Raw genomic sequence first — 25,904 nt, 5'->3', positions numbered from 1 at the left:
GTGAAAGTTTTGTTCCCAAAACGCAAAAATATCTGTCCTACGGTTGACCACGCCCCCGGTCTCACGGCTCTGGATCGGCCTAACCCTCCTGAACAGGAGCATCAGAGCTGGAGTCGTCGGTATCGAGACGCTGCTGGCGCTGGGCGGTTAGGGCCAGCAAAATTTGCTGGTGGCGATCGCGGGTAATGGGGTAGCGGTAGCAAAACCACAGCCCCACCCCCAGCAGCAGGGCGGGCAGCGGGCCAATCAGCAGCCGAATGGCGGTGAGCGCCGCCTCGGGCTGAGCCTCGGCGGTGGCCAGATACCCCGTGGCGCTCAAAATTTGCCCCGAGATAAACAGCGCCAGGGCCAGGCCCAGCTTCTGTAAAAACACCAGGGCGCTAAAGTACAGCCCCTCTCGCCGCAGGCCCGTGTTGAGTTCGTCCAGGTCAATCACATCGGGCAGCATGGCAAAGGGCACCATATATAGCGTGGCCACCCCAATTCCGGCCAAAATTCCCAGGGTGTACATCCACACCACCTGGCCCGGCTGCACCGTAGCCAGACCGCCCAGGGCGATCGCCGCCAGCGGTGCCCCCAGCAAAAATACCGTGCGCTTGCCGGTGCGCTTGGCCACCCAGTCCCAGCCCCAGAGCATGGCGATCGCGGTACCCTGAACCGCCAGCGCCATCTGGGCAAAGTGGGTGGCGGGCAGCCCCATCCAGGCCCCGACAAAGTAGGGCAGCATGGCGGCGGTCACCTGCACGCTCATCCAGCCGCACAGGTAGAGGCCCAAAATTTGTCGAAAGGCCCGGTTGCTAAACACGCTGCGCAGCTGGGGCAGCAGGGCCGGGGCTTTAGCGGCGGTCGTCAGGCGCGGTCGCCCCCGCTGCACCTGCCAGTAGCGGCGGTAGGTGCCCGCCACGCAGAGGCCAATAATGACCACCGCCAGGCTCGCTGACAGCGCCCCCAAAATAAAAAACTGACGGGCCGGGTCGGCCACCCGCCCAAAAACTACCTGGGCCATCAGCAGGGCCGCAATGCTGCCGCCAATGCTAAAGGCCGCTTTCATACCGATCAAGTCGGTGCGTTCGTCGTAATCGTCGGCTAGCTCCGCCGCCAGGGCGGTGTAGGGCAGCTGCACCGCCGTAAAGGCCGCGAAGGCAAAAATCGACAGCACAATGTAGTAGGCAAACACCCCCATCTGAGTCGGGAACGGCGGCACCGTCCACAGCAGCACCGAACAGATCGCCAGGGGAATTACGCCGCCCAGCATCCAGGGATAGCGGCGACCCAGGGGCGATACCGTGCGATCGCTCAGCCAGCCAATCAGCGGGTCGTTAATGGCGTCCCACACCCGGCCAAACAGCAGCACCGCCCCCGCCAGCGCCGGGCTCAGCCCCGCCACGGTGGTAAAAAAATACAGCACAAAAAACGCCGACAGGCTGGCGGGCACCGCTGCCGCTAGCTCGCCTACGCCGTAAAACACTTTCACCGAGACAGGCAGAGGCGGCAGCTTACGCAACGGTATCAGGCTCCAGGGCATCAGGGGTTTATCATGCCACAGGTTTACCCTCGGTTGGCGGTGTTGGCCGCCAGGCCAAGCTCAGGCAGACGGCGGGCATCGCGATAAGATAGCGTCGGCCCCGTTTGCAGAGTATCCGTTTGCAGAGTAACTAAGCACCATGACCACCAAGACGGCGATCGCAGCCACCGTGCTGCTGCTGGCGGCGGGCCTAACCGCCTGCGACGGGCAAATCGGCTCCACAGAGCAGTCTGCCGCCGACACCTCAGCCCCCCTCAATGCTTCGGCAGACGGGCCGCCGCCGCCGCCCGACGGAGCCTTTTTAGCGCAGATGTCGCCGACCCAGACCAGCCAGCTTAGCAGTTTGGGCGTAGATGTGGTGGTGCCGGGCCAGGTGCCGCCGTCGTTTTCGATTGTCGAAATGCGGGTTGACCAGAGCGAAGCTGGCCCTGGCTATCTAGTGGTTTACCAAAGCGATAGCGGCCAGTGCTTTGCCGTGGAGTTTGCCGCCACGGGCGTCGGCGACATGCCTGCTACCGAAAGCCGTTTGCCGATTCAGCCGCCGCTGTTTGGCGATCGCGGCTACGGCCTCAACTACGGCCCCTTCACCGACGCGCAACTCAGCGCCGAGTTTCCTGAGTCCAACCTCTTCACCGACTGGTTGATGGGCAGTTCCGGGGCCTATCGGCTAATTGGGGCCACCTATATTGGCGATCTGTTTGAGGATCTACAGGATTGCGAAGATGTTGCCCCCGAGGAGGCCGTGGCCCTGGCGGAATCGCTGACGGTGCTGACGGGTGACCCGATGGGAGAGCCGGTGGGGGATTCGCCTTGAAGGAGTGGGCGCGGGGATGGGTGGGTGCGGGGATGGGTGGACGGTCCCTGAGCGGAGTCGAAGGGGGGCGTGGATGGGTGGGTGCGTGGATGGGTGCGTGGGTGGGAGTGGAGTTTGGTGAGGTGACTACTCCAGTTCCGGTAACATGCGACAATAAGTCTTAACAAATGGCACTCATAGATTAGGACCTTTGGCATGGCCGAGATTCAATTTTCCCGTGGTATTGCAGAACCCGTCATTCCCGATGTGCGCCTCACCCGCGCTAAGGATGGCTCAGACGGTACGGCTACCTTCTACTTTGACCACCCCCAGGCGCTCTCTCAGAACGAGGGGGTGGAGATTACCGGCATGTACCTGGTCGATGAAGAGGGCGAGATGACGAGCCGCGACGTCAACGGCAAGTTTGTCAACGGCGAACCAGCGGGCATTGAGGCCACCTACGTGATGAAGAGCGAAGCCGAGTGGGATCGCTTTATGCGGTTTATGAACCGCTACGCCGAGCAAAACGGTCTGGGCTTTACCAAGAGCTAATTTTCAAGCTATGGTCCATCCCCAGGCCCACTCCCAGACGCTGTCGCGGCCCGTGGGCTGCGCTGTGATTACGGTGAGCGATACCCGCACCGTCGAGACCGATCGCAGCGGGCAGATTATTCAAACCCTGCTGGCTGAGGCGGGCCATCGGGTGCACGACTACCGGATTGTGCCCGACGAGCCCAATCGCATAGGCCCCCTCTGTCAAACCCTGGCCCAGGGGCCTGAGGTAGACAGCATCATTCTCACGGGCGGCACGGGCATTGCCCCGCGCGACACTACCTACGATGCGATCGCCGCCCTGCTGGAGAAAACCCTGCCCGGCTTTGGCGAGATCTTTCGCCAGCTCAGCTTTCAGGAGGTTGGCTCGCGGGCGATCGCGTCTCGCGCCGTGGCTGGGGTCTACCAATCGACGCTGATATTCTCGCTGCCGGGGTCGAGCAACGCCGTTACCCTGGCGATGAAGGCGCTGATTTTGCCTGAGCTACCCCACCTGGTCAGCCAAATGCAGGGCTGACCAGGTGGGGGCAGGCGAAAAACGGGTGTCTCTTTGAGTCAATCCACCCTTTGTTCTTCGCAACTTCGTTCTTCCCAGTGCAGTCTTTTCCTATGGCCTCAGCTGCTTCGTCCCAGTGGGCGCGCCTGCTCAAAAACCAGGGCGTTTGGGTGGGGTCATTTACCCAGATCTCTCCGGCGGGGCACGTTCAGCAAGACACGCCCTCGGAGGTGGCGCTGATGCCACTTAACGAGGGCAACACTATGCGCCAGACCATTCGCAAACGCCCTGCCGATCAGCCGCCGAGCGAAACGGTGCTGGAGTACAGTTCCCTGGGGCGGGGGGTGCTGTTTTGCGAAACCGGGGCGTTTTCGCAGGGGGCAATTCAGCGCAGCCCGGTGAGCGAGTTTGGGGCTGAGCTGGGGTTAATTCACGATGCTGAGCGGCTGCGCGTCGCCTTAATCTTTCCTAAGCAGCCCAGCCTGGGCAGCCTGACCCTGATTCGAGAACATCTGGCAGAAACCGATCCGACGCCCCGCCCCGAGCTGAGGGTGGAGCAGCTGGTCGGCACCTGGGTTGGCGAAGCGGAAACGGTGTTTCCCGACCTGCAGCCGCCGCAGACGATGGCGACTCGGCTAGAAATTCGGCAGGCCGGGCCGGAAACGGTGAGCCAAACCCTCAACTTTGGCCAAGGCCCTGCCATTCAGTCCCAGGGGCAGGTAGTTGGCTCCACCCTGCGGTTTGAGCAGGGCAGCCAGCCAGTTACCGTGCTCTGCCTATCGGGGGGAGCCTCGGCCAGTTTTCCGACCGCAATTCAGCCAGGGCAGCCGTTCTTTTTGGAGGCGGGTTGGCTGATTGGTCCCACCCTGCGGCAGCGGCTAATTCGCACCTACAATGCCCAGGGCACCTGGGTAAGCCTGACTCTGGTCACTGAGCGCAAGCTATAGCGAAGGGGATGGGGAGGTTCAAAATTCTCAATTTTGAACCTCCCCATCCCCCCATCCATCATCTCTCCATCACCCGATAGCCGATGTCGCGGCGGTAGACCATGTTCTCGAAGCAGATTTTGTCAACTGCTTCGTAGGCGTTGGCGATCGCCGCCTCGAAGGTGTCGCCCAGCCCCGTTACCCCCAGCACGCGCCCGCCATCGGCCACAATGCTGTCGCCCTTGCGGCGGGTTCCAGCGTGGAACACCAGCGCTCCGGTGGCGGCGGCTTCCTCAAAGCCGAAGATCTCCATGCCCTTGGGGTAGCTGCCGGGGTAGCCCTCGGCAGCTACTACTACGCAGGCGGCGGCACCCGGTTTCCACCGCAGTTCTAGGGCATCGAGTCGTCCTTCAATGCAGGCCAACATCACCTCGTCCAGGGGCGTTTCGAGCAGGGGCAGCACCGCCTGGGTCTCAGGGTCGCCAAAGCGGCAGTTAAACTCCACCACCCTGGGATCGCCCGCGGGGGTAATCATCAGCCCGGCGTAGAGCACGCCGCGATAGTCAATGCCCCGACGGCGCAGGGTGGCGATCGCAGGCTCTAGCACCTCGCTCTGCACCCGCGCCATGATCGCGGGCGTCACCACTGGCGTAGGTGCATAGGCCCCCATACCGCCGGTATTTGGCCCCGTGTCGCCCTCGCCAATGGCTTTGTGGTCCTGGGCGGGCACCAGGGGGCGAATGGTTTGCCCGTCGGTAACGGCCAGCACCGAGGCCTCCTGCCCGGTCATAAATTCTTCGATGACGACCTGACGGCCCGCGTTGCCAAAGCGACCGCTAAAGACATCGCTGACCGCCTGGTTCGCTTCTGCTAGGGTTTGCGCTACGGCAACGCCTTTGCCCGCCGCCAGCCCGTCGGCCTTCACCACGATGGGGGCACCCTCCTGCTTCAGGTAGGCTAGAGCCGCCGCTTCGTCGGTAAAAACCTCGGCCCTGGCGGTGGGAATGCCAGCCTCCACCATCAGCGCCTTGGCCCAGGCTTTGCTGGCCTCAATTTGGGCTCCGGCCTGGACCGGGCCAAACACCTTGAGCCCCTGCTTTTGCAGGTAGTCGGTAATGCCCTCTGCCAGGGGCTGCTCGGGGCCAACCACCACCAGCTCCAGATTGTTGACCAGGGCAAAGCGAGCGATGCCATCGAAGGCGTCGAGGTTCATGGCCAGGTTGCGGCAGTGGGGTAGGGTGGCGGTGCCGCCGTTGCCGGGCACGCAGACCACTTCGGTAATGCGGGGCGATTGCAGCAGCGACCAGGCCAGGGTATGTTCACGGCCACCGTTGCCGACCACAAGAGCTTTCACAGGCAGTTTTCCAAAAAATGCGCCCTTCATTTTCCCATGTTGCCAGCTAAAACCACAGCTAAATTGCTGAAGTTTGTAAAGGCTACATGTTGGCCGCCGCTGCCCGTCACCAAAGGGTGAAGATGCGGCCTGGCCGGTGGAGGCTTGCGGTGGGCAGGACGGCAGGAGCGTGACCCGCGCGGCGCTGGTTGAGCTACCAAACCTCAAGGCCAAAGGTCTCGCTGGAGGGCAGGGCGGCAATCTGTCGGGGGAGGGTCACGGTAAATGTGGTGCCCCGGCCTGGCTCGCTGCTGACGGCGATCGCGCCGCCCATGACCGTGACCAGGGAATGCACGATCGCCAGCCCCAGGCCCGTGCCGGGGCGCTGGCGGCGAATGGTTTGGTCGACCTGGCGAAAGGCTTCAAAAATGTGGGGCAGCTGCTCCTTGGCAATGCCAATGCCGGTATCCTCGATGGTGACGGTGATGTCGCTAGGCCCGCTCTCGGTAACGCTGACCCCCACCTGGCCGCGATCGGTAAACTTAATCGCGTTTGAAACCAAGTTGACCAGCACCTGGCGCAGGCGATGCTCGTCGTTGATGACGATGGGATCGCTGAGGCTGAGGTCGCTTTTGAGCGTTAGGGTCTTGCCGTCGGCCAGCGATCGCAGATCCGATAGCGTCGACTCGACTAGCCCGTGCAGGTCAATGGCGGTGGGGGTCAGCGTCAGCCGCTGGGCCTCTAGCTTCGACAGGTCGAGAATGTCGTTGACCAGGCTGAGCAGATTTTTGCCGTTGGTAAAAATGCGCTTGACCATCTCGGCCTGGTGGGCAGTGAGCGGCCCTTTCGACTGGCTGTCGAGAATCTGCGAGAAGCCCAAGATGGCGTTTAGGGGGGTGCGCAGCTCGTGGGACATGGTGGCCAAAAATTCTGACTTCACCCGGTAGGCTTCGATCAGCTTGAAGTTTTGATCTTCAATGTAGCGGCGCTGATCTTCTAGCTCTTCGTTTTGCTTAGTGAGCAGAACGTTGGTTTGCTGCAGCTGGGCCAGGGCTGAGGCCTCTCGCTGTTCGGCCTCGTAGACTCGCAGGGCATTGCGCAACAGCAGCGCCAGACGGTCGGGAGACACCCGCGTTTTGATTAGGTAATCGCTGGCCCCCGCCTTCATTAGATCGACGGCGATTTGCTCGTCGCCCTGGCCGGTCAGCACCACCAGCGGAATGGTTACGCCCTCGGCACGCCACTGCCGAATCAGCGATAGCCCGTCCTGTTCGGGCAGGCGGTAGTCTAAAAAAACGCAGTCGTAGGAGTCGTGGTTGAGGTGGGCGATCGCCTCCTCGGCGTTGTTGACCTCGGTCACCTTCACCGCCAGATCAGCGCGGTCTAGGGCTCGGCAAATGGCCATGCGATCGACGGCATCATCATCTACCAGCAAAATATCCAGCACTTTACCCATTCGTGTAGCCCCTGTTCCCCCGGCCCACGGCGGCTGCCAATGGGCCTGTTTAGGGAATTTCACACAGTGCCCAGTACTGGTTAAGCGACGCCATCACCTCTGCAAACGTAGCAAAAGTCACTGGCTTTAAGATATACCCTGCCACATTTAAACGGTAGGCTTCTAGCCTGTCCTGGTCGGCGTCAGAGGTGGTCAATATCACCACGGGGGTCGATCGCAGCGAGGCATCCTGGCGCAGCTCCTGCAAAAACTCTAGCCCGTTCATCATCGGCATGTTGATATCGAGCAGTACCAGCCGCCGATGCCCCGGTACCGATGGCGGCTCAGAGTCACTGCCGCGCAGCATCGAAAGCGCGTCTAACCCGTTGTTGGCAATGTAGAGAGGGTTATCGATCTGGTTGCGCTTGAAGGCCCGCTGTACATTCATCACGTCTACTTCGTCATCTTCGACTAGCAAGACGTTGACGGTGCGTTTTGGCATAACGTGATCCTGTGACAACAGTGGAGGCTAGGCCAACTCAGCGTACCAGTCCACAATCGCTAGCGCCAGATCGCCGCGATCGACGGCACCGACAAAAGCCGCAGATGCCATTCAGGCGAAATGCACCTGGGTAGGCTAACGCGATCGCTCACGGCCTTCCAGAATGGGTTAACACCGCGATCGGACAGCAGCTAGCGATCAGGCTAATCTGTGAATCCCAACCGGCCTCCTCCAGAGTTAATTGTAGAAAGCCGATCTGGGCTTTCTATCTGCCCAAGGGATGAACCTCTGCGGCGGGGCGAAACTCTTTGAGCTGGGGCATTTGGGCCGTTAGCGCCTGGGGGTGAACCCCGGCTCGATGGGCCGCCAGCAGCCCCACCGCTTCCAGGTAAGACCCCACCCGCACTACAGCTATACCCAGGGCCTCTGGGCTCACCGCCAGAGCGGTGGTGTTGGCTTCAACGGCGATCGCCAGCGCTCGGCGGCTCAGGTTCAGCAGGGCGCTGCCGCCGCAGGCGCTGGCCGGCACCACAATGGCATCGACCTGGTCGGCCCATAGAGTGGGGCTAGAGGTCGGGCTAGACCCGCCCCCAAAATCGCTCAATCGGGGGCCAACCACAAACTGCGGAGCCCGGCTCAGCCCGGCCAGCACGCAGGGTAAAAAGGTATAGCCAATTTCTTCGGCTGCCGACTTGGGCGAAATAGAAGTATCCAACGGCAGCGGACTGAGGGCCGGGGCGTGGGCGCAGGGCAATCTCAGGGTGCGCACCACCAGGTGGCTAATTACCGCCTCGGCCCCGGCCAGCGGATCGACTCCGTGCCCCTGGCGGTAGTCTTGCAGGGCATCGGCATCGGTGTCGTCAGGAAAGCGGGCTACTACGGCGATCGCCTCTGCCCCAGCTGCGCGCGATCGCTCCGCCGCCCGCAGCAGACTATCGGGCCGCCCAATGGTGCCCCAGGTGGCCCCCGACTCGGCGCGGCGCAGCTCTACCGCCAGGGGCGCATCGGTGACCACGTAGTCGGTCAAATCCAGCCCCAAAGTCGCTCGCGCCGCGTCTGCCGCCTGCAGGTGTCGCCAACGCAGGTCAGCTTCAATCGCGGCGTCGAGCACCAGGCCAATACGGTTGCGGTGTACCGGGCGCAGCCCCCAGCGCCCCGCCGCAAACTGGTCTAGCCCATAGCCCTCAACATAGTGGGCATTGGGCAAGGGCCAGTAGAGCTGCGCCCCATTCATCACGTTGGGGTGGGTAATCAGGGTGTCGACCACCGAGGCGATCGCCCGCGCCACCGGCAGCGCATCTCCGGCGTAGCCCCCCACCGCCGCGCCAATGCCGGTCGGCACCACCAGTACCGCAGTATAGGGACGACTAGTCGCAGCTTGGGCAGGTACAGCTTGAGTCATAGCCGTTAGGGATGCGAAAGAGTTGTCACCACGGCCTCTACCGTGGCGGTTTGGGCAGCAGGATTAACCTGGGTGATGGCCCAGCGCAGAGGTTCACCCCGCTCAGCCAGGGCCGCTTCAATGGCGCTGACCAGATCCCCGCCTGTCTTCTCTAGGCTGACATCAATGGTAATGAAGTGAGTGGCTAACGCCATCGGTGAACTAATCCTGTCGAAACCCCATTTAGCCGAGGTAGGGTGGGCTGCCCACCACTGAATACCGCAAGAGTGCAGCGATCTGGCCTGACTAAACCAATAGATCTAGATTGTTGCCCTACCTCGCCTTTCCCAAAAGCTAATGGTGGGCAGTGCCCACCCTACAAATCTACAGATCTGCGAATTAGCCCTGGCCGAACTGCTTTTGGTAGACGATGTCTTCTTTCTCGGTCTCCAACTTGATGTCGGAGCGGGGGTAGGCCACGCACAGCAGCGCGTATCCCTCAGCCTGCAACTCGGTACTCACCCCCATGCCGTCGCTCTGCTCGACCTCCCCCTCCGTCACCAGCGCCGCGCAGGTGGTACACACCCCTGCCCCACAGGAGGTCGGCAGATCTAGCCCCGCCGCCTGGGCCGCATCCAGAATGGTTTGGTCTTCGGGTACGGTGAGGGTCTGAGTGGTGCCCTGATGATGAATTTCGACGGTGTAGCTAGTGGCCATAGTAGGTTGAGCGGAGTTTAGAGAATTGATTGTATAGAGACAGTAACCCGTTCAGTTCAAATTGAGCGCTCCTACTGGCAACGCTCAACGACCTGGAGTTGATTTACTACAGTTCAAATCTCAACCTATCATCTCAGCGGGTCATCCCATCGGGAAGGTGCGGTCAAATTCTTCCAGCAGGTCGTCCATTTCTTCGAGCGCCTGGTTGACATCAATGCGCAGGGTGCCCAGGTCCGGCTGCTCCAGCAGCTGAATCAGCGCCTCCCGCTTAGAGCGAATTGTGGCGATGCGATCGCGAATCATTTGCAGTTCCATAGCGTTCCCTAAAGCCCATCATCGACAGCATAAACAACTTTGCCCTTCGGCGCACCCTTGCTAGCGAAGAGACTGAGGACTCGGGGATTTAGGATTTTAGATTTTGGATTTTAGATTTTGGATTTCTCATCTCCACTCTGCAAAAAGCTGCTCCACGCATCCACACGCCCCCTTCGACTTCGCTCAGGGACCGTCCACCTATCCACGCCCCTTTCTCCCTGCGGGAGACGCTAACGCGAACGACTCCGCTCAGGGACCGTCCACCTATCCACGACCCCCATTCGACTCCGCTCAGGGACCATCCACGCACCCCTACACCTCCTCCTCCCTCTGTGTCCCCCAAAACCTGCCCCTGGGCAGACGGTTTAGCAGTCAATTTCAGTAAATATGCTTAGGTATAGAGTTCCCCCTACCCGCCATGCTGGATGTCATCAGTTCGACCGTTAGACCTCTGCTGCTTGATGATCAGGTGCTAGAAGCGGCCTACAGGCTCTATATGACGGCTCCCCACTCCTCAACGCCTGCCATTAGCCTGAAGCGCCTGTCCGATTTGACCGGCAAGTCGCCGCTGCGGTGCCGCAACGCCATCGTGGAAGCCAACGGACTGGGCCGTTTCCCCGACTGTGAGCTGCACCCCTAGGGGTTTACCAGGCCAAAAGTAATTGGTTAAGGGGACGGTTTGGGTGCGCGGGGTGCGCGGTTCAAGTCCTTCCGTGAACCGCACGCCGCACGCCGCACACCCAATCAACGTAGATATAGCCGCCGCCAGATCGTTAGGCTAGAAAAGCCTGAAGGGCTACACTTTGGGTTAGCGTCATACCCACTGTTCTGCCCCTTACTGTTGCTAGTCTAATGCTGCAAAAACGCCTGGAGCCGTTGCTGAGCCGCAAGCGGGTTGCCATCGTTGAGGCATGCGTCATTGGACTGGTGTCGGGGCTGGCGGCGGTGCTGCTCAAGCAGGGGGTTGAGCGGCTGGCCCTGTGGCGCACCTCAAGTGAGCTGCCGCTGGGGCTGGTGCTGCCTGCGATCGGGTTATTTGGCGGCTGGCTGTCGGGCTTTTTAGTCGAGCGGCTTGCTCCCGAGGCGTCGGGCAGCGGCATTCCCCAGGTGAAGGCGGCTCTGGGCTTTGCCAAAATTCCCCTAAACCTGCGGGTGGCGCTGGTCAAGCTGTGCAGCACGCTGCTGGCGCTGGGGTCGGGGCTGTCGCTGGGGCGGCAGGGGCCAACGGTGCAGATTGGGGCGGCGCTGGCGGCCCAGCTCAGCCGTTGGGTACCGACCTCACCGGAGTATCGACGGCAGCTGATTTCGGCGGGGGCGGCGGCGGGCCTGGCGGCGGGGTTTAATGCTCCCATCGCCGGGGTGTTGTTTGTGGTCGAGGAGCTGCTGCAGGATTTTTCAGACCTTACCCTGGGCAGCGCTATTTTGGCCTCGTTTATTGGGGCGGTGGTGTCGCGGCTGCTGGGCGGTCAGGGGCTAAACCTGGCGATGGACTCTCGACCGATTAGCCTGTCGGTACACGACCTGCCCTTTTTGATGATTCTGGGGCTGGCGGCGGGTCTGCTGGGGTCGCTGTTTCGCAGCGGTATTTTTGGCAGTCTGGCCCTTTTTCGCCAGTTTAAGGGGCTGGGGCTGCCGGGACGCATTGGCCTGGCGGGGCTGGTGACGGGCCTGGTGGGGATGCTGTTGCCAGTGGCGGCGGTCGATAACACGGGCCTACAGGAGTTTTTCGTCACCGGGTCGGCGGGCTGGCAGCTGGTTGCGATCGCCTTTGTGGTCAAGTTTTTGCTCACCCTGCTGGCCTACGGCTCGGGGGCAGCAGGGGGCATTTTTGCGCCGTCGCTGGTGCTGGGGGCGGCGCTGGGCTGCCTGGTCAATTTTTTGGCCCAGGGGGTCTACAGCGGCTTTGGGGCCTGGCCCCTGCCCGAGGCGCTGGCCAGCCCTACCACCTACGCCCTGACCGGAATGGGGGCGTTTTTTAGTGCGGTGACGGGGGTACCCATCACCGCCATCGTGATCGTCTTTGAGATGACCGCCAACTTTAACCTGGTGCTGCCCCTGATGATTGGCTCGGGAATCGCCTACCTGATTTCTGACCGCGCCAACAACGGCTCTATTTATAACCGCCTGCTGGCCATGCAGGGCATTCACCTGGAGCCAGTGCCCCAGGCCAACAACCCCTGGGCCCACCTCAAGGCCGCCGACCTGATGCAGCGCCGGGTCGAAACCCTCTCTAGCCAGATGACTCTGCCTGAGGTGGTGCAGGCCTTTTCGCGATCGCACCACCGGGGCTTTCCCGTGCTCGACGAGGGGCGGTTGGTGGGCATCGTCACCCAGAGCGACCTCGGCGAAACCGCAGCTCAGGGGCTCGACCAGTACCTCACCCTGGCCGACATCATGACCCCCCACCCGGTAACGGTCGCGCCCAACGCCACCCTGCCCCGAGTGCTGCACCTGCTCAATCGGCTCAAGCTCAGCCGCCTGCCCGTCACCGAGGGCAACAAGCTGGTGGGCATTATCACCCGCGCCGATATTATTCGAGCCGAGTCTGATCAGGTCAGCGGCGAACTGCCCGAACTTGGCCCCCAGGCCGAACCCTCCTACGTGGTGCTGCAGCAGCGCGCCCCCGCCACTGGCCAGGGCCGTCTGCTGGTGCCGCTGGCTGACCCTCGCACTGCGCCCGATTTGATCAAGATTGCGGCGGCGATCGCCCACGGTCTGCACTACGAGCTAGAGTGCGTCCATGTGGTATCAGTACCCCGCAGCGTTGCCCCCGCCGAGGCCAAAGTCGATTTGCACAAAGTCGAGCCCCTGCGTCAGTTAGCTATGTCCTACGCCGCCAACAGCGGTCTGTCGGTGCATTTTCAAGTGCGAGCCGCCCATGAAATTGGCCGCACCCTGCTGGAGGTGATCAAACATCGCCACATCGACCTGGTGTTAATGGGCTGGCACCACCCCACCCTCACCCCGGGCCGCGTAATCAGCGGCGTGGTCGATACCCTCATTCGCCAGGCCCCCTGCCAGGTGGTGGTAGTGCGCCCCGGCCGCAACCTCACCTTCGATCGCTGGCTGATCCCCACCGCAGGTGGCCCCAATGCCCAGAGCGCTCAAAAGCTGCTGCCGGGCCTGCTCACCCTAGGTCACGCCCCCGAAATCCAGCTCTGCACCATCTGCCACCCCGAAAAAGGCGAATGTCTAACCCTCCAGCACCTGTCTGAAATGGCCGATGGGCTAGAGGAAACCCTGCACCGTCCGGTTTACACCCAGGTGCTCACTCACCCCTCGGTATCTGCAGCGGTTATCGATATGGCGCGCCTGTGCCGCACCGACGCCATTTTGCTGGGGGCCTCGCGCGAAAACCTGCTCAGCCAGGTGATCAAGGGCAATGTGCCTTTAGAAATTGCTCAGCAGACCGAGGTCACTGTGATTCTGTTGCGCCAGGTAGAAACCTGAAGAAATAGAGGCGAGCGGCCCTGAAGTCGATCCTTTTTTAAAGCTCAGGTAAATTACAAAAATTTGGGAATCTATCAGCTGTCTCAATACATCTATAGGTATGTCTAAAGCGGAAGACACTTAAAAGACATATCAATTTGCTTTACGAGTGGCTTCCAGCAACATCTGCCGAGTTTGTGCGTTCCTGCACTGCTGAGTTGGCTTTTTGGTTAGCCAGGAGTGAGGCATATCGAGCCGTTTAGGACGCTAAGTGTAAGGTTACTCCCAGGTGCACTACCGACTGTTGTATCGAGAGCAAGCCTTTGCTCTTGGCCCTACTAGGGTCAGTATCCATTCATACACACGAGGTAGATACAAATTATGAGTTTGAAAGCTTTTGGTCTCGGCCTAAGTGCCGCCGCTGCCTTTTCGGCTGTTGTGGTTCTTGAGGCTCCTGTACAGGCCGCAACAATTGCTGGGGCAAACCTGAGCTTTGGTAGCTCTGCCAAACTGTCTAACGTTGGTGTCGGTAACATTGCCACACTGGATTTTATTGACAGTAGTTCTGCGTTTGGAACTCCGGGTGGTACCGCGACTATCCTCAGCAATTCGCCCTTTGGCTCCCTCTTTAGCACTTTCTCCATCGGAGACTTAGCTTTGGAGAGGACGACGGCTTCCTCGTGGTCACTCAGCGGTGGTTCGATTACTTGGCTCAGCGGGCTAGCTGACGGTATAGGGTTCACCCTCGAAACCTTTAACCTCACCCGCAACCCATCTGGTAGCTTTGAGGCTACAGTCGCTGGATTCTTTACCCCTTCGGGCTTGAACGGAGACGGTAGCTTCACAGCCCAAGGCAACTTGGCGTTTAGGCAGGGGTCTTCCTTCTCTGCTGACATCACCGCTGTGCCAACTCCGGCGCTGCTGCCTGGATTAGTGGGTTTAGGGGTTGCAGCCCTGCGCAAGCGCAGCAGCGAAGACGAGTCTGAGCAAGCTTAAGCAGGTACCCAATACCCATAGCTTAGCTGATTGATAAGCAGGCTTTGTGAAGAGCCCTAGTACCGAGTACTGGGGCTTTTTTGCTTCCAAGGGGCCTTTGGACAGCTTGAATGGTTTGCTGGCCGGTTTTTGCGGTCGATTTGCCCAAGCTAGGGGTTTGATGGATGGGCCGCATTGAGCTTAAAGCTATGGTGAAATGGGCTAGCTGTCATTGGCGCTACACAACTCGGTGTATACACTTAGACCAGCCAATTAATTCAGGGTTCACATCCTTATAAAACTCAGGGTTCCCCTAGGGGATAGTCATCGTATCTACCAAGGTGCATAGAAGATAGGTCGTTTCTACGAACTGTGGTCTGCCATTGTATGGCTTGCTCTTCTGTACATACCAATCAATTAATAGGTAGGTTCAACATGATGAATTTTAGATCTGTCGGCTTAGGCGTTGCTGCCGTTTCTGTAATTACTGGTGGGGCTGCCATGGTATCTGCCCCGGCCTACGCCCTGACTGTTGCCGATATCGCTGAGCAAACGCTCAGCTTTACGGGTTTTGCTCAGTTCAATAGTGCCACTGGAGCGTTGACGTTCACCAATCCAGGTACTATTCCAGCTGGCGCTGATGGAGTCTTTGGCCCTGCAAATACCCAGATAACTGTGGGGAACCTCAACCTGACTTCCACTGGTGTCAACACTTGGAACCTGGCTAACCCTGTGGACAACTGGTTGACGGGGCTGGAGGATGGCCTGACCTTTAGCCTGACCTCCTTTGACCTAACTCGGGTTATGCTTGGGGGGCCTCTACCTCCAGGAAGCCCCAGCAGCTTTTTTGTAGCTGGTATTCAGGGTGTCTTTCAACCTCTTGGGCTGGATGGCAGCGGCTCATTTAGTGCTCAGGGTAGTCTTCGGATTGACGGCTCATCGTACTCTGCGGACATCACCGCCGCTCCAATTCCCACACCCGCGCTGCTGCCGGGTCTGCTGGGGCTGGGTGTTGCGGCGCTGCGCAAGCGCAACGGCGAAGAGGACGCTGAGCAAGCCTAGGCGTTTATTAGTGCTTGCCTAGATTCACAAAGCGGCCCTGGTGTTAAATGCCAGGGCTATTTTTTGTCCATAAGCAAAGATACTTTTTTAGCCCTGAAGTCAGGATTAGTAGAACGCTTGGAAGAGAGCAAATCTAGGCATTGGAAAAACGGGTGGCTTGAGGCTTCGATTTCCCAACTTTTCTTTTGCAAAAGGGAACTTTGAACAGGCTCAGGCTCCTTTTGAAAAAGGAGGCAGGGAGAACCCCTAATCCATTGATATATCTATGATTATTTTCTTATAGCGCTGATCATTGTTCTTAGGATAAAAGCCACTGCTATCGACTAAAGCTGGGTCAACGCACTGGCACATTAACCGTCGTCCTAAGCTGACACAAATTGCTGACACAAATTATCCTAACCGTTCTGGCAGTGGCTATTATCCTTAAAAAAAGGACTGCGATCGCAGTCCCTCAGTCTCCTGTGGTTTTGGTTAGCTCTACACCGGCAGCAGCGATGGTTTAGAGGTAGCCTCTTTGGCAATCAAGCCCACTAACGGAATCTTGGCAATCCAGAGTTTTTCTAGCGTTTGCTCAAGCTGGACTGATTTAACGGTACCCAGGTGCGATACGAGCACCAGTCCGCTGGTCTCTGCTGATAACAGGGCGGCGTCGGCGTACTCAGCAAACGGCGGCGAGTCGTAGATAATTAAGTCAAAGTAAGACTCAGTTTTAGCAATAAACTGCGCCATCTTAGTTGACGACAGGAGCCGTGCTGGATCGATCTTTGTGGTGCCCGTAGTTAAAACAAATAGATTGGGCTCGGTAGGCGATCGCTTAATCACATTCTTGAGATCGAGTTCGCCTGCCAAAATATTGCCAAAGCCCTGGTCGTTGGGCAGTTCTAAAAAGTTGTGCAGATGTGGAAAACGCAGATCGGCGTCAATGAGCAGTACCCGGTTACCCAGTTCGGCGGCGGCCCAGGCCAGATAGGCCGCCGTTGTTGAGTCAGCCAGTTGGTTGTCGGCTGAGCTAATCACCAGCGATCGCAGCGGATGTTCGGCATCGAGCCGCTGTAGATTGGCCACCAGCGATCGAAACGCCTCTCGATAAGCAAAGATATCCTCCTTGAGGACGTCGCTGTTTTTGGGTCTTTTGCCGTTGCCGTTGCTGCTGTGCATGGGGTCGGCATTAGGCTGGTATAGCCCCAGCAGATACTGCTCGTCGTAGCCGCGCTCAACCGCAATATTGTTGGGAATTAAGCCTAGAATAGGCACCGGAGTAACCCGCTTGAGATCTTTGGGGGTATAGAGAACATCCCGCTGGGTTTCTAGTAGAAAAGCTAACCCAGATCCCACCAGTAGCCCCAGCAAAAAGCCCAATATAAGACTGTTTTGCAGGTTGGCCACCTGAGTCGAGACGCTGGTAGGGTTGATCAACTCCCAGGGCAACTCTCGCTGAGCCGCCTCAACCTGAAGGTTTTCTCGCCTCACCAGTAGCTCGCTAAGACTATTGTTAGCCAGCGTCAGATCCCGCTCTAAATCCGTAAACTGGCGGGTGATTTCAGCTAGCTCATTGACATCTATATCTAACGACGCCAGGGTTTCAGAGAGGGCGGACTCGCGAGCAGCCAGCAGATCGATGCGGCCCATCAGTTCTGCCTGGGCGACTTCTCCTTCGCGGGCCAGCAGATTCAATAGATTCTGTCGCTGCTCCTGCAAGACCTGCATATTAGGGCTACTGTCTAGGTAAAGGGTTGACTCAGCGGCAATACGGCTATCTAAGGAGAGCAGATTCTCTACCAGGGCACCGTAGCGACTGCTATTGCTTAGAGCAGGTGATGCCGCCGTATCTTGGGGACGCTGGGTCAACGCCCGTTGCAGATCCTCAAGGAGAGCTATATTTTCCTCTAGTTCGATGAGTGTATCTTGGTACTGCTTTTCAAAGCTGCTAATTTGGCTAGAAATGTTGCCCCCTTGGGAGCCTGGGTCGATTAGGTTATAGGTCTGTCGCAAATTTTGCAACTCGGCCTGTAAGCTATCGACCCGCCGTTCCGCCTCAGGAATTTTATCGTTTAAAAAATCTAGGCCTAGCTGAAGATCTTGCTTACGAGACTCCAACCCGTAATCTAAAAATGTCTGCGCCAACAAATTAGTGATGTACTCAACATCTCGCTCAGAGCCGCCGTTGTAGGTTGTTCTAAAAATCCTTGAGTTTTTAGCAAGCTGAGTGTTTACTCCGCTTCTTAGACGGTTAAAACACTGACTGTTCAGGACTTCATCACTAGCTTCTGTCTGACCTGGCGGTATACAGCCAATCATGCCCTTGGCCCGCAGGTCATCGACTACGGGCTGAAGCACGCTGGGGCTGGTTAAAATTCTGATTCTATCGGCCAGTGGCAGCTCAGTTTCTTTACGGTTAATGGGCACATCTGATAGAGCAGAAATTACTTCCGTTTCAGCGCTGAGGGGCTGTACTAGAATCTCAAAGCCAGCGGAGTAGGTGGGTGGGCTTAGATAAGCTCTCACCCCTGCTGCTGCGGTCACCACTGCGGTTACACCGGCAATCAGCAACGCCCGCCGCCTGAGCATAGAGAGCAAACTACCAAAATCTAATCCTCCCTCTTGTAGGGGTTCTACCGCTGGGCTGGATGGTGGTAGAAGAGACGGCTGAAGAGTTTGAGCTTTCATCCCTGATTCCTAAAATTAAGTATTGGTGTGAGTTTGGGTGACCAGGCGTGTGCGTCGGTTACGGGCTCAGTTGAGCCGATTGAGTTGAGCTAACTCGTCAATTAAATAAGTTTAGGAATCGGAAGGGTGATCCTAAAATAAACAGCAGGTTAGCAATTGGGTTGGTGATGCTGCCGAGGGTATCTGAGAAGTCTGCTAACCCCGATGTGCCCACAATAATAATGTCGTTGTTCTGCAAAATAGGGTTGTTTTCGTTATTGATGCCCTGAGTAAAGTCAACGGAGATTTCGCGTTGGGTAACGCTACCGTCGGGGTTGAGTCTAACTAAACCAACAACGTCTTCTCGGGCTCTGTTGGTAAACCCACCGGCAGCCAAAATGCCTTGGTTGAGTGGGGTACTGGGAGGAACACTGACTAATCCTCGGTTGCGTACTTCACCAACCACATTGACGCGAATGGAGTCGGGTGACAAACTGGCTTCTGCCAGACGAGTGGCTTCACCGGGATCAATCTCTCCGGTAGCTGTGGGAATGAAGACCGTATCGCCTTCTTGCAGAATGGCATTTTGCCGCAGATTACCCCCCTGGAGCACTTCCCACAGATCGACCTTAAACACATCCTGGTTGCCGCTGCGGGTGGTGCGCCGCACCTCGACTTGACGAATATTGGCCTGGGGTTTGATGCCTCCAGCCACCTGAATGGCATCGGTGACTGTTGTCGGACTGCCAGCAAAACCTTGCTCGCCACCGGGTACCCCAGCGCTGCCCGTACGGGTAGACCCGCCCCGTAATAGGTAGGGGCCAGGGCGAAATACTTCGCCCACCACGGCTACGCTGACCGGCTGAGACCCGTCAGCCGCTAGGTTAGAGGCGGCAATCAGAGGACCTTCATCTAGCGGCACCAGGGTGGAGGGGATATAGATACTGTCGCCATCGCGCAGGTTCAGGTTTTGATTGGTGTCTCCAGCGTTGAGAAGTTGCCAGAGGTTGGTGGTCAGCAACTGGGTACGGCCATTTTGCTGCCGCCGAATCTGTACGTTGCGCAGGTCAGCACTTTGGGTGACGCCGCCCGCCATCTCAAATAGCTGGGTTAGCTTGGGGTAATTGGCTGCATCCATAGCGTAGGAGCCGGGCCGATTGATTTCTCCGGCAACCGTTATTTCGACCGGGCGGCGGGTCAGCACGTTGAGGGTGACAATCGGGCGGCGCAGGGTTTGGGCGTATCGGTTAGAAATGAGAGCTGTGGCCTGCTCAACGGTCAACCCCTCTACTACGACTGGCCCAATTAGGGCTAGGTTGAGAGTGCCATCGACTTGAACGTCGTACTCGCCGCTGTAGTCAGCCAGTTGAAAAAGCGTGACTCGGACGCGATCGCCCGCCCCCAGCGTATAGGGCTCATTGGCTGCGGGGGCCGAAAGGCGAGGAGCCGGTGCTGCTGGCTGCCTCGACTGCACTGGCTCGGCCAGAGGTACAGAGGGTAAACTGCCCCCCGGCATGCGCTGAGCCTGGGATTTACTGGGATACAGGCCGTCGATGCCAATGAACAGTAGTCCTGCTGCCAGAGCTAAGCTTAGACGGTGTTTCAGCGATTTAGACATGAATAGACTCCACTTCTCTAGTAAATGGCCCTGCGTCTATCTACTATCCGTGGGTCTCGCCGTGAATCCGAACGGTTTTTAAGGGAACCTGTAATTTTCCTGATCCTTTCACACAACTTTTGTATATAGTGACTAGTTGCCAAGATAAGTTGAAGCAGAATGCGTAATTTCACTGGTCAAGCAAAAGTGTGCCACGTTAAGTTATGTACGTGCTACTGTTTAACGGTGCATTCCCGCTAACCGCCTTTGCCATCCCCTCCAGTTATGGTCTGAGGCACGGTCATCTACGCTTACAGGTTTGGGGTAAACGGTTGGAATAGTTAGCTGAAAACTATTTTCAGGGCATCTGTTCAACTTAGCCCTATCAACCTGAAGCCTTGGTTTGTTTCCCGTAGAGAGTACTTAGCTAGCCCTATGGTTAATAACTTAAGAACTTTGGTTGGACTAAGCATCTCGTCACCGCTATCTTTGGCAGGCTGATTGTTGCCAGTCAAACCTATATTGTTTACTTAAACAATGAACTTTTTTAGACAACGTGCGTCATTGGTGTTTTATCAGGGCCATAGCTTAGTTAAGTCCTGGTCTGAACATTTATCCGATATAGCTACTTAAGGTTTCACTGACAAATCCTACCGGGGCGTCTACCGCAGATTGTCCTTTAAGCTCCTTAGGATCATGTCAATCTCTAAAAATCTCGTTAGTGAGTCCGTAATTGGGTTTTCGATTGCCACTAACCCCTTTGCAGAGCAAATTGATCTAATTATGCATTGGGGACAGCAGCGGCTAAGTCGAGTTGTGTGCGTAGCCAATGTACATATGCTGATGGAAGCCCGCTGGAATGACACGTTTGCCAAGGTTTTAAACCACGCAGATTTGTTGACCCCAGACGGCATGCCCCTGGTGTGGACCTTAAATTTGCTGCGTAAAAGCACCCACGATCGCGTGGCGGGTATGTACATTTTGCAGGAAGTTTGTGAGCGGGCTTCTGAGACAGGGTTGCCAGTTTATTTCCTGGGCACCGACGATGTAACCCTCGATAAAATGCGGCAGCGGCTAGAGCAAGAGTATCCAAACCTTACTATTGCAGGCATGGAGCCTCTGCCCTTTCGCCCGCTAACGCCAGAAGAAGATGCCCAGGTGGTGCAGACGATTAACCGTAGCGGGGCTGGCATTGTATTTATTGCCCTGGGCTGCCCTAAACAGGAAATTTGGATGTATCAGCATCGCTCTAAAATTAAGGCGGCGATGGTGGGTATTGGCGGCGTATTTCCGATCTATGCCGGCATTAAAAAACATGCCCCGACCTGGGTACAGGAGTCGGGCTTAGAGTGGCTCTATCGGCTTATTCAAGAGCCAGGCCGACTGTGGCAGCGATACTTTAAAACTATTCCTCCCTTTGTTTATCTGTCAATAAAGCAGGTCGTAGTTACGCGAGTACACCGTCGTATTCATCGTATGTTGCGGGCTTTTTAGACCGGGTTGAACAGTAAAATAGACGTGGTTGCCCCAGCTCTGCTGTAGAGGTGGGGCAACATCTGTTGGAATAAGAAAAGACTGTATAGATGTCGTGACATTCTGCCTGAATCGCTCTTAATCGCTAAGATTTGTCCTGATTTTCAGGTTTTTTCTAGAAACTGAATTTAGAGCCGTATCTACCCTCAATACTGACTATGACTCAGCCCCGATCGCGCAATCGAAATCGGTCTAAACGACGGAGCATTCTGTGTCCTCACCACGGCAACTATCTCGACAGCGTTAGCCAAAAGTATCCGCTGTTTGCCACCAAGCCTGAGCATTTACAACAGCATGGGCTCAGCCGCCGGGCCGCCTTAACCCTCGTTGCTAGCTTTGGCACGGTACCGCTGCAGGGGGAATGGCTAGAAGCCTTTTGGTGCGATCGCTGCCAGGCCACCCAGTGGTACCACGTTCGCAAGACCGGAGCTAACCAGTACAGCCTAAGTATGGTGCCAGAGACGCTGTGGATGCAGGCCACCGGAGTCATTTTGGCCACGGGCAACCCAACCGTGGGCGAGTTTACCCGTCGTCAGGCGCGGCAAACCCGGTATGGCGGGGTGAAGGATTTTGGCCGCATTGGGTAGGGGATGTGTGGATGGTAAATAGGTGGATGGGAATGAATGAATTCAAAATTTTGAACTTTGAATTTTGCATTTTCCCCTATTCACCCTCCTCACTGATCTCACCCTTTCTTCTATCGTTGTTCACTTACATCTAAAAGCCCTATGACTAATTCAAAGAAAGCCCTAATTACTGGCATTACCGGCCAGGATGGTTCTTACCTAAGCGAGCTGTTATTAGAAAAAGGCTACGAGGTACACGGTATTGTGCGACGCACCTCGACCATTAACACCGATCGCATTGACCACCTCTACGAAGACCCCCATAGCACCACCGCCCGGTTGTTTTTGCACTACGGCGATCTCACCGACGGTACTACCCTGCGCCGCATTCTCGAAGAGGTAAAGCCCACCGAAATTTACAACCTGGGGGCACAGTCGCACGTGCGGGTGAGCTTTGACTCGCCCGAGTACACTGTCGATGCAGTGGGCATGGGCACCCTGCGGCTGCTGGAGGCCATTCGCGACTACCGCCAGCGCACCGGCATTGACGTGCGCTACTACCAGGCAGGCTCGTCTGAAATGTACGGCAAAGTGCAGCATGTGCCCCAGAGCGAAACCACCCCGTTTTATCCCCGCAGCCCCTACGCCTGTGCCAAGGTCTATGCCCACTGGCAAACCCTCAACTATCGCGAGTCGTACGGCATGTTTGCCTGCAACGGTATTTTGTTTAACCACGAGTCGCCCCGGCGCGGCGAAACCTTTGTCACCCGCAAAATTACTCGCGCCGTGGCCCGTATTGTGGCGGGGCAGCAGAGCAAGATCTACATGGGCAACCTGGATGCCAAGCGCGACTGGGGCTACGCCAAAGACTACGTGCAGGCCATGTGGCTAATGCTGCAGCAGGACACACCCGACGACTACGTAGTGGCCACGGGCGAGACTCACGAAGTGCGCGAATTTTTGGAGCTAGCCTTCGGCCATGTCAACCTCAACTGGCAAGACTATGTGGCCTTCGACGAGCGCTACCTGCGCCCTGCTGAGGTTGAACTGCTCATCGGCGACCCCAGCAAAGCCAAGGCCAAGCTCGGCTGGGAGCCGACCGTCACCTTTGAGGAGTTGGTACACCTGATGGTCGAAGCTGACCTGCAAGCTCTGGGCCTAGTGACGCTCAACGGCAGTGCAGCCACCAGCGTGCTCGACCGGGCTACCCTGCGGGCGGGCGGGGGTGAAAGTTTGATGGTGGGGTAGGTTAAAGCCCTTTTTGGTGCGTCATTGCTCTGTATGGCGCACCAGCCAACATTAAACCCTTTGTTGATCTATAGACCCAAGGGCTGAGGAACGTGTTTTCGCCCTTAGTCAAAGGACCTGTTTTGGTATTGGAGCACGACGTTTCGATCGCAGAAAGGCTCAGAAACTGAGGATCTAAACATGGCTCGCCTTAACGCAACCCTTTCTCGCCTCAGCGGCGGAAATACTGGGGTTTTTGTAACTCTACTGATTATCGCCGCCCTGATCACGTTAATTCGGTTGTTTGGCCCGCTTCAGATCAGCTGGGATTTAAGCATTCAGCTCGATGCGGCCCATCGCCTAGCCCAAGGCCTGGGGTTGACAAATGCCTTTTCTCCACAACTCGACCTCAGCCTGCCTCCTATTTCAGAACCATTGATCCACTTTCCGCCTGGCCTCTCACTGCTGGTGGCGGCTTTACTGTGGCTGGGTATGCCGATGGCGATCGCCCTTAAAACTATCTACAGCCTTACTGTTTTCATTGGTTGGGTAGCCTGGGCTGTGATTGCCTCTCGGTGCCTGCTAAACCCCATCAAAGTTGGGATGCAATCTATTCCATTAAACCTGGTAATCGCGGCAATTCTGCCTCTGGTTTATACCCCTTCATGGACTATTCAAGGCACAGATATTTTTCTGTGGGCGGGCACCCCCGTTGTTATCCTGCTGCTGCTCTATACGCTAAGAAGCCGCTTTTGCCTGGCCGCTACGGCGTTGTTAGGGCTGACGATCGGTCTGCTGCTAGCTTTTCGCTACGCTAGTGGCTTTTTGTTGATATCGACTTTTTTAGCGATCGTCTATCAATTTTTTCCCAGGGTAAAATCAATGCCTATCTCGGGCTGTATTTTTGTTGCCTCCACTAGCCTTGTTGTGTTCCCGATCTTTTTATTCAACAGCGAGGCCAAAGCTCAGCTAGATGCAGGTTCTTTAGATAGCCTGCTGTATGACCATGGCGCAAAGTATCTAGATGAGAGTGCTAGTCAGTGGCTCCTTAACTCCGTCGATGCAATTTTTTCGAGTTTTTCTAGCCTGTATTTCTTGACCGGCATCGATCCGCGCAGAATTCAAGATTTTTTGGCAATAAATTCAACTCTAAACATCTTCGTTGGATTGGCTTTCTTGCTGCTTTTTATATCGCTTCCCGTAGTTTTGTTGCAGTACAAAAGAGCCTGCATAAATCAAGGTAGGTCAGAGAAGTCCGAGCTAGAGATTTCCCTGTTGCTCTCGAATCTGCTGATCTCATTCATTCTATTTTCGTCCGCGACCGCCTTTGTGGTGGCCTATAGTCTGCTTGAGCAAGAGAGATATTACTACCCGCTCAAGACCTGCCTGATTTTAATTGCCTATAGGCTATTGACGCTGCCTCAGTTTTTTCCGTTGTACAAACAGATGGCGAAGGGGCTTGTGCTTACCTTTGTGCTGTTTAATCTGTTGATCGCCCCGGCCTACTACCTCGCCGACTATGGGGCCAAGTCTTTGATGGTGCTACCTTTTGGGCTAGAGCCCAGCATAAGCTTCAATATTCCTTACCCCAGTAATTCAATATTGTCTGAAAGCGAGGAGGCCTTGAATTTATTGGTCGAGTTGAGGAATCAAAACCCTAAGGCTTTATTTTTTTCTCAAAGTTACCCTAAGTACATGAATTACTTTAGCCCAGGAAATTCTATAGATATTCGACGCATTCCTGACGAAGAATTTTGGGAGGAAGCTTACCTGAGCCAACCTGCCAGAGTATTTTGGGTAACTGATGACGCAGATTGTCCTTTAATTTGCTATTCTCACGGATTTTTTAACTCTGATAGTGATAAAAAGACGATCTCTGAATTCGAGTCTTTGCCCAACCTTAAAACAGTCTTTGTTAGCTCAACTGATCAGACCAAAATAATGCTCACAGACCTGCCGGCAGGGTATACGTTTGCCAATAGCTAAGTATAGGGTGGCCAGTTCGCTTACCAGTGTCGTGGAACATGTTGCGGCATGATCGTATCTGAAAGACTGTCAGCCTCATGTATTGCTGGGTTGAACGGGTGCATTTTGCGGAGCGATAGCGCATCTGAGGGTCGTAGAGACTATCTACCAGTCAGTATTTGATCTACGCACAATTCTAACCTTTGGCAGATTTATGTTTTCTCTCTTGCGTTCATTCTTTCGGGCCGAGGCGGTTGACCTTCAAGTCGATCTAGCTATTCCAGAAAGCGTTGGTTCGTGGTCTACCCATCCTGCGGCAACGTCATGGCTTAAGCGATGTCTAGATATTGTAGGGAGCCTGCTGGGGATGCTGGTGCTGCTGATCTTACTGCTGCCCATTGCGATCGCCATCAAGTTTGACAACCCCGGCCCAGTTTTTTACTCTCAAATTCGCTGTGGGTATCGTGGGTGCCCCTTTCGCATTTGGAAATTTCGCTCAATGGTGTCTAATGCTGATGAGCTACAACACCTGGTCGAAAATCAGGCCCAGGGCTTAATTTTCAAGAACGAGAATGATCCTCGCATTACGCGGGTGGGTCGTTTTTTGCGGCGCACTAGCCTAGACGAGTTTCCGCAGTTTTGGAATGTGCTGAAGGGGGACATGAGCCTGGTGGGTACGCGCCCCCCCACAGTGGCCGAGGTCCGACAGTACGAGGCTCACCACTGGCAGCGGCTGAATGTTAAGCCAGGGCTAACGGGTAAGTGGCAGGCCCAGGGGCGATCGCACGTCAAAGACTTTGAGGCCATTGTCAAAATGGATCTGGATTATCAGGCCCAGTGGTCTTTGAGGCATGATATGGCTTTGATTTGGCAAACAATTGGTTCAGTGGTGTTAAGCCGAGGTGCCTATTAGGGTAAAACAATAGTTT

The 25,904-nt window shown here is 56.6% G+C and carries 24 protein-coding genes; 13 read left to right on the top strand and 11 right to left on the bottom strand.

The genetic code is table 11. From position 1 onward, the window contains the following. Nucleotides 1-79: 79 nt before the first annotated feature. The gene (locus tag ACQ4N7_RS06635) at nt 80-1,525 is read right to left on the bottom strand and encodes an MFS transporter (protein WP_430710829.1); all 1,446 of its coding nucleotides are present in this window, start codon (nt 1,523-1,525) and stop codon (nt 80-82) included. Between the two features lie 139 nt (nt 1,526-1,664). Between ACQ4N7_RS06635 and ACQ4N7_RS06630 the strand changes: the two genes are divergently transcribed. The 4 genes from ACQ4N7_RS06630 (at nt 1,665) to ACQ4N7_RS06615 (ending at nt 4,313) form a co-directional block, all read left to right on the top strand. Beyond that, complete coding sequence (locus ACQ4N7_RS06630) at nt 1,665-2,339, top strand: hypothetical protein (protein ID WP_430710828.1); 675 nt, start codon at nt 1,665-1,667, stop codon at nt 2,337-2,339. Between the two features lie 195 nt (nt 2,340-2,534). Next, nucleotides 2,535-2,870: a photosystem II reaction center protein Psb28 gene (gene psb28, locus ACQ4N7_RS06625; protein WP_430710827.1), complete on the top strand. Its 336-nt coding sequence runs from the start codon at nt 2,535-2,537 to the stop codon at nt 2,868-2,870. A 10-nt stretch (nt 2,871-2,880) separates the two neighbouring features. Next, on the top strand, nt 2,881-3,387 hold the full coding sequence (locus ACQ4N7_RS06620; protein ID WP_430710826.1) for a MogA/MoaB family molybdenum cofactor biosynthesis protein: 507 nt from the start codon (nt 2,881-2,883) through the stop codon (nt 3,385-3,387). A 92-nt stretch (nt 3,388-3,479) separates the two neighbouring features. Then, on the top strand, nt 3,480-4,313 hold the full coding sequence (locus ACQ4N7_RS06615; RefSeq protein ID WP_430710825.1) for a DUF3598 family protein: 834 nt from the start codon (nt 3,480-3,482) through the stop codon (nt 4,311-4,313). A 58-nt stretch (nt 4,314-4,371) separates the two neighbouring features. Here the strand turns inward: ACQ4N7_RS06615 and purD are convergent, their stop codons facing one another. The 7 genes from purD to ACQ4N7_RS06580 form a co-directional block, all read right to left on the bottom strand. After that, entirely contained in the window at nt 4,372-5,646 is a 1,275-nt protein-coding gene (purD, locus tag ACQ4N7_RS06610) for a phosphoribosylamine--glycine ligase (protein WP_430710824.1), read from the bottom strand. A 193-nt stretch (nt 5,647-5,839) separates the two neighbouring features. Then, nucleotides 5,840-7,081: an ATP-binding protein gene (locus tag ACQ4N7_RS06605; RefSeq protein WP_430710823.1), complete on the bottom strand. Its 1,242-nt coding sequence runs from the start codon at nt 7,079-7,081 to the stop codon at nt 5,840-5,842. Nucleotides 7,082-7,130: 49 nt separating this feature from the next. Further along, nucleotides 7,131-7,562 (bottom strand): response regulator, encoded by a 432-nt coding sequence (locus tag ACQ4N7_RS06600; RefSeq protein ID WP_430710822.1) that lies wholly within the window; start codon nt 7,560-7,562, stop codon nt 7,131-7,133. A gap of 265 nt (nt 7,563-7,827) precedes the next feature. Next, on the bottom strand, nt 7,828-8,964 hold the full coding sequence (locus ACQ4N7_RS06595; RefSeq protein WP_430710821.1) for a DUF3326 domain-containing protein: 1,137 nt from the start codon (nt 8,962-8,964) through the stop codon (nt 7,828-7,830). A gap of 5 nt (nt 8,965-8,969) precedes the next feature. After that, nucleotides 8,970-9,158, bottom strand: a complete 189-nt coding sequence (locus ACQ4N7_RS06590; protein WP_430710820.1) for a hypothetical protein — start codon at nt 9,156-9,158, stop codon at nt 8,970-8,972. 184 nt (nt 9,159-9,342) lie between these two features. Next, nucleotides 9,343-9,660: a 2Fe-2S iron-sulfur cluster-binding protein gene (locus tag ACQ4N7_RS06585; RefSeq protein ID WP_430710819.1), complete on the bottom strand. Its 318-nt coding sequence runs from the start codon at nt 9,658-9,660 to the stop codon at nt 9,343-9,345. A gap of 141 nt (nt 9,661-9,801) precedes the next feature. After that, the gene (locus ACQ4N7_RS06580; RefSeq protein WP_430710818.1) at nt 9,802-9,975 is read right to left on the bottom strand and encodes a hypothetical protein; all 174 of its coding nucleotides are present in this window, start codon (nt 9,973-9,975) and stop codon (nt 9,802-9,804) included. 418 nt (nt 9,976-10,393) lie between these two features. Between ACQ4N7_RS06580 and ACQ4N7_RS06575 the strand changes: the two genes are divergently transcribed. Both ACQ4N7_RS06575 and ACQ4N7_RS06570 read left to right on the top strand, forming a co-directional pair. Then, complete coding sequence (locus ACQ4N7_RS06575; protein ID WP_430710817.1) at nt 10,394-10,615, top strand: hypothetical protein; 222 nt, start codon at nt 10,394-10,396, stop codon at nt 10,613-10,615. Nucleotides 10,616-10,827: 212 nt separating this feature from the next. After that, nucleotides 10,828-13,425, top strand: coding sequence for a chloride channel protein (locus ACQ4N7_RS06570; RefSeq protein ID WP_430710816.1), 2,598 nt, complete (start codon nt 10,828-10,830; stop codon nt 13,423-13,425). 323 nt (nt 13,426-13,748) lie between these two features. On the opposite strand, the gene ACQ4N7_RS06565 is transcribed toward ACQ4N7_RS06570, so the two are convergent. Continuing rightward, complete coding sequence (locus ACQ4N7_RS06565) at nt 13,749-14,300, bottom strand: hypothetical protein (RefSeq protein ID WP_430710815.1); 552 nt, start codon at nt 14,298-14,300, stop codon at nt 13,749-13,751. A gap of 7 nt (nt 14,301-14,307) precedes the next feature. Here ACQ4N7_RS06565 and ACQ4N7_RS06560 point away from each other — a divergent pair, with 7 nt between their 5' ends. Together ACQ4N7_RS06560 and ACQ4N7_RS06555 are read left to right on the top strand one after the other, a co-directional pair. Next, the gene (locus tag ACQ4N7_RS06560) at nt 14,308-14,400 is read left to right on the top strand and encodes a PTPA-CTERM sorting domain-containing protein (RefSeq protein WP_430710814.1); all 93 of its coding nucleotides are present in this window, start codon (nt 14,308-14,310) and stop codon (nt 14,398-14,400) included. Nucleotides 14,401-14,880: 480 nt separating this feature from the next. After that, entirely contained in the window at nt 14,881-15,441 is a 561-nt protein-coding gene (locus ACQ4N7_RS06555) for a PTPA-CTERM sorting domain-containing protein (RefSeq protein ID WP_430710813.1), read from the top strand. Between the two features lie 477 nt (nt 15,442-15,918). On the opposite strand, the gene ACQ4N7_RS06550 is transcribed toward ACQ4N7_RS06555, so the two are convergent. After that, nucleotides 15,919-18,108 (bottom strand): GumC family protein, encoded by a 2,190-nt coding sequence (locus ACQ4N7_RS06550; protein ID WP_430710812.1) that lies wholly within the window; start codon nt 18,106-18,108, stop codon nt 15,919-15,921. Nucleotides 18,109-18,205: 97 nt separating this feature from the next. Next, nucleotides 18,206-19,705: an SLBB domain-containing protein gene (locus ACQ4N7_RS06545; RefSeq protein ID WP_430710811.1), complete on the bottom strand. Its 1,500-nt coding sequence runs from the start codon at nt 19,703-19,705 to the stop codon at nt 18,206-18,208. A gap of 675 nt (nt 19,706-20,380) precedes the next feature. On the opposite strand from ACQ4N7_RS06545, the gene ACQ4N7_RS06540 reads away from it, so the two are divergent. From ACQ4N7_RS06540 to ACQ4N7_RS06520, 5 genes are all read left to right on the top strand, one after another. Continuing rightward, a complete protein-coding gene (locus ACQ4N7_RS06540) occupies nt 20,381-21,178 on the top strand; it encodes a WecB/TagA/CpsF family glycosyltransferase (protein ID WP_430710810.1) in 798 nt (265 codons plus the stop codon). A gap of 197 nt (nt 21,179-21,375) precedes the next feature. Beyond that, nucleotides 21,376-21,804, top strand: a complete 429-nt coding sequence (locus tag ACQ4N7_RS06535) for a hypothetical protein (RefSeq protein ID WP_430710809.1) — start codon at nt 21,376-21,378, stop codon at nt 21,802-21,804. Between the two features lie 141 nt (nt 21,805-21,945). Then, nucleotides 21,946-23,031, top strand: a complete 1,086-nt coding sequence (gene gmd, locus ACQ4N7_RS06530) for a GDP-mannose 4,6-dehydratase (RefSeq protein WP_430710808.1) — start codon at nt 21,946-21,948, stop codon at nt 23,029-23,031. 180 nt (nt 23,032-23,211) lie between these two features. Then, the gene (locus ACQ4N7_RS06525; RefSeq protein WP_430710807.1) at nt 23,212-24,996 is read left to right on the top strand and encodes a hypothetical protein; all 1,785 of its coding nucleotides are present in this window, start codon (nt 23,212-23,214) and stop codon (nt 24,994-24,996) included. Between the two features lie 193 nt (nt 24,997-25,189). Further along, nucleotides 25,190-25,888, top strand: coding sequence for a sugar transferase (locus tag ACQ4N7_RS06520; protein WP_430710806.1), 699 nt, complete (start codon nt 25,190-25,192; stop codon nt 25,886-25,888). Nucleotides 25,889-25,904: the final 16 nt, after the last annotated feature.

The organism is Nodosilinea sp. AN01ver1 (genome assembly GCF_050565655.1).
GTDB lineage: Bacteria > Cyanobacteriota > Cyanobacteriia > Phormidesmidales > Phormidesmidaceae > Nodosilinea.
Note: the sequence above shows the minus strand (reverse complement) of the source record. Positions and strands in the feature narration are given on the sequence as shown.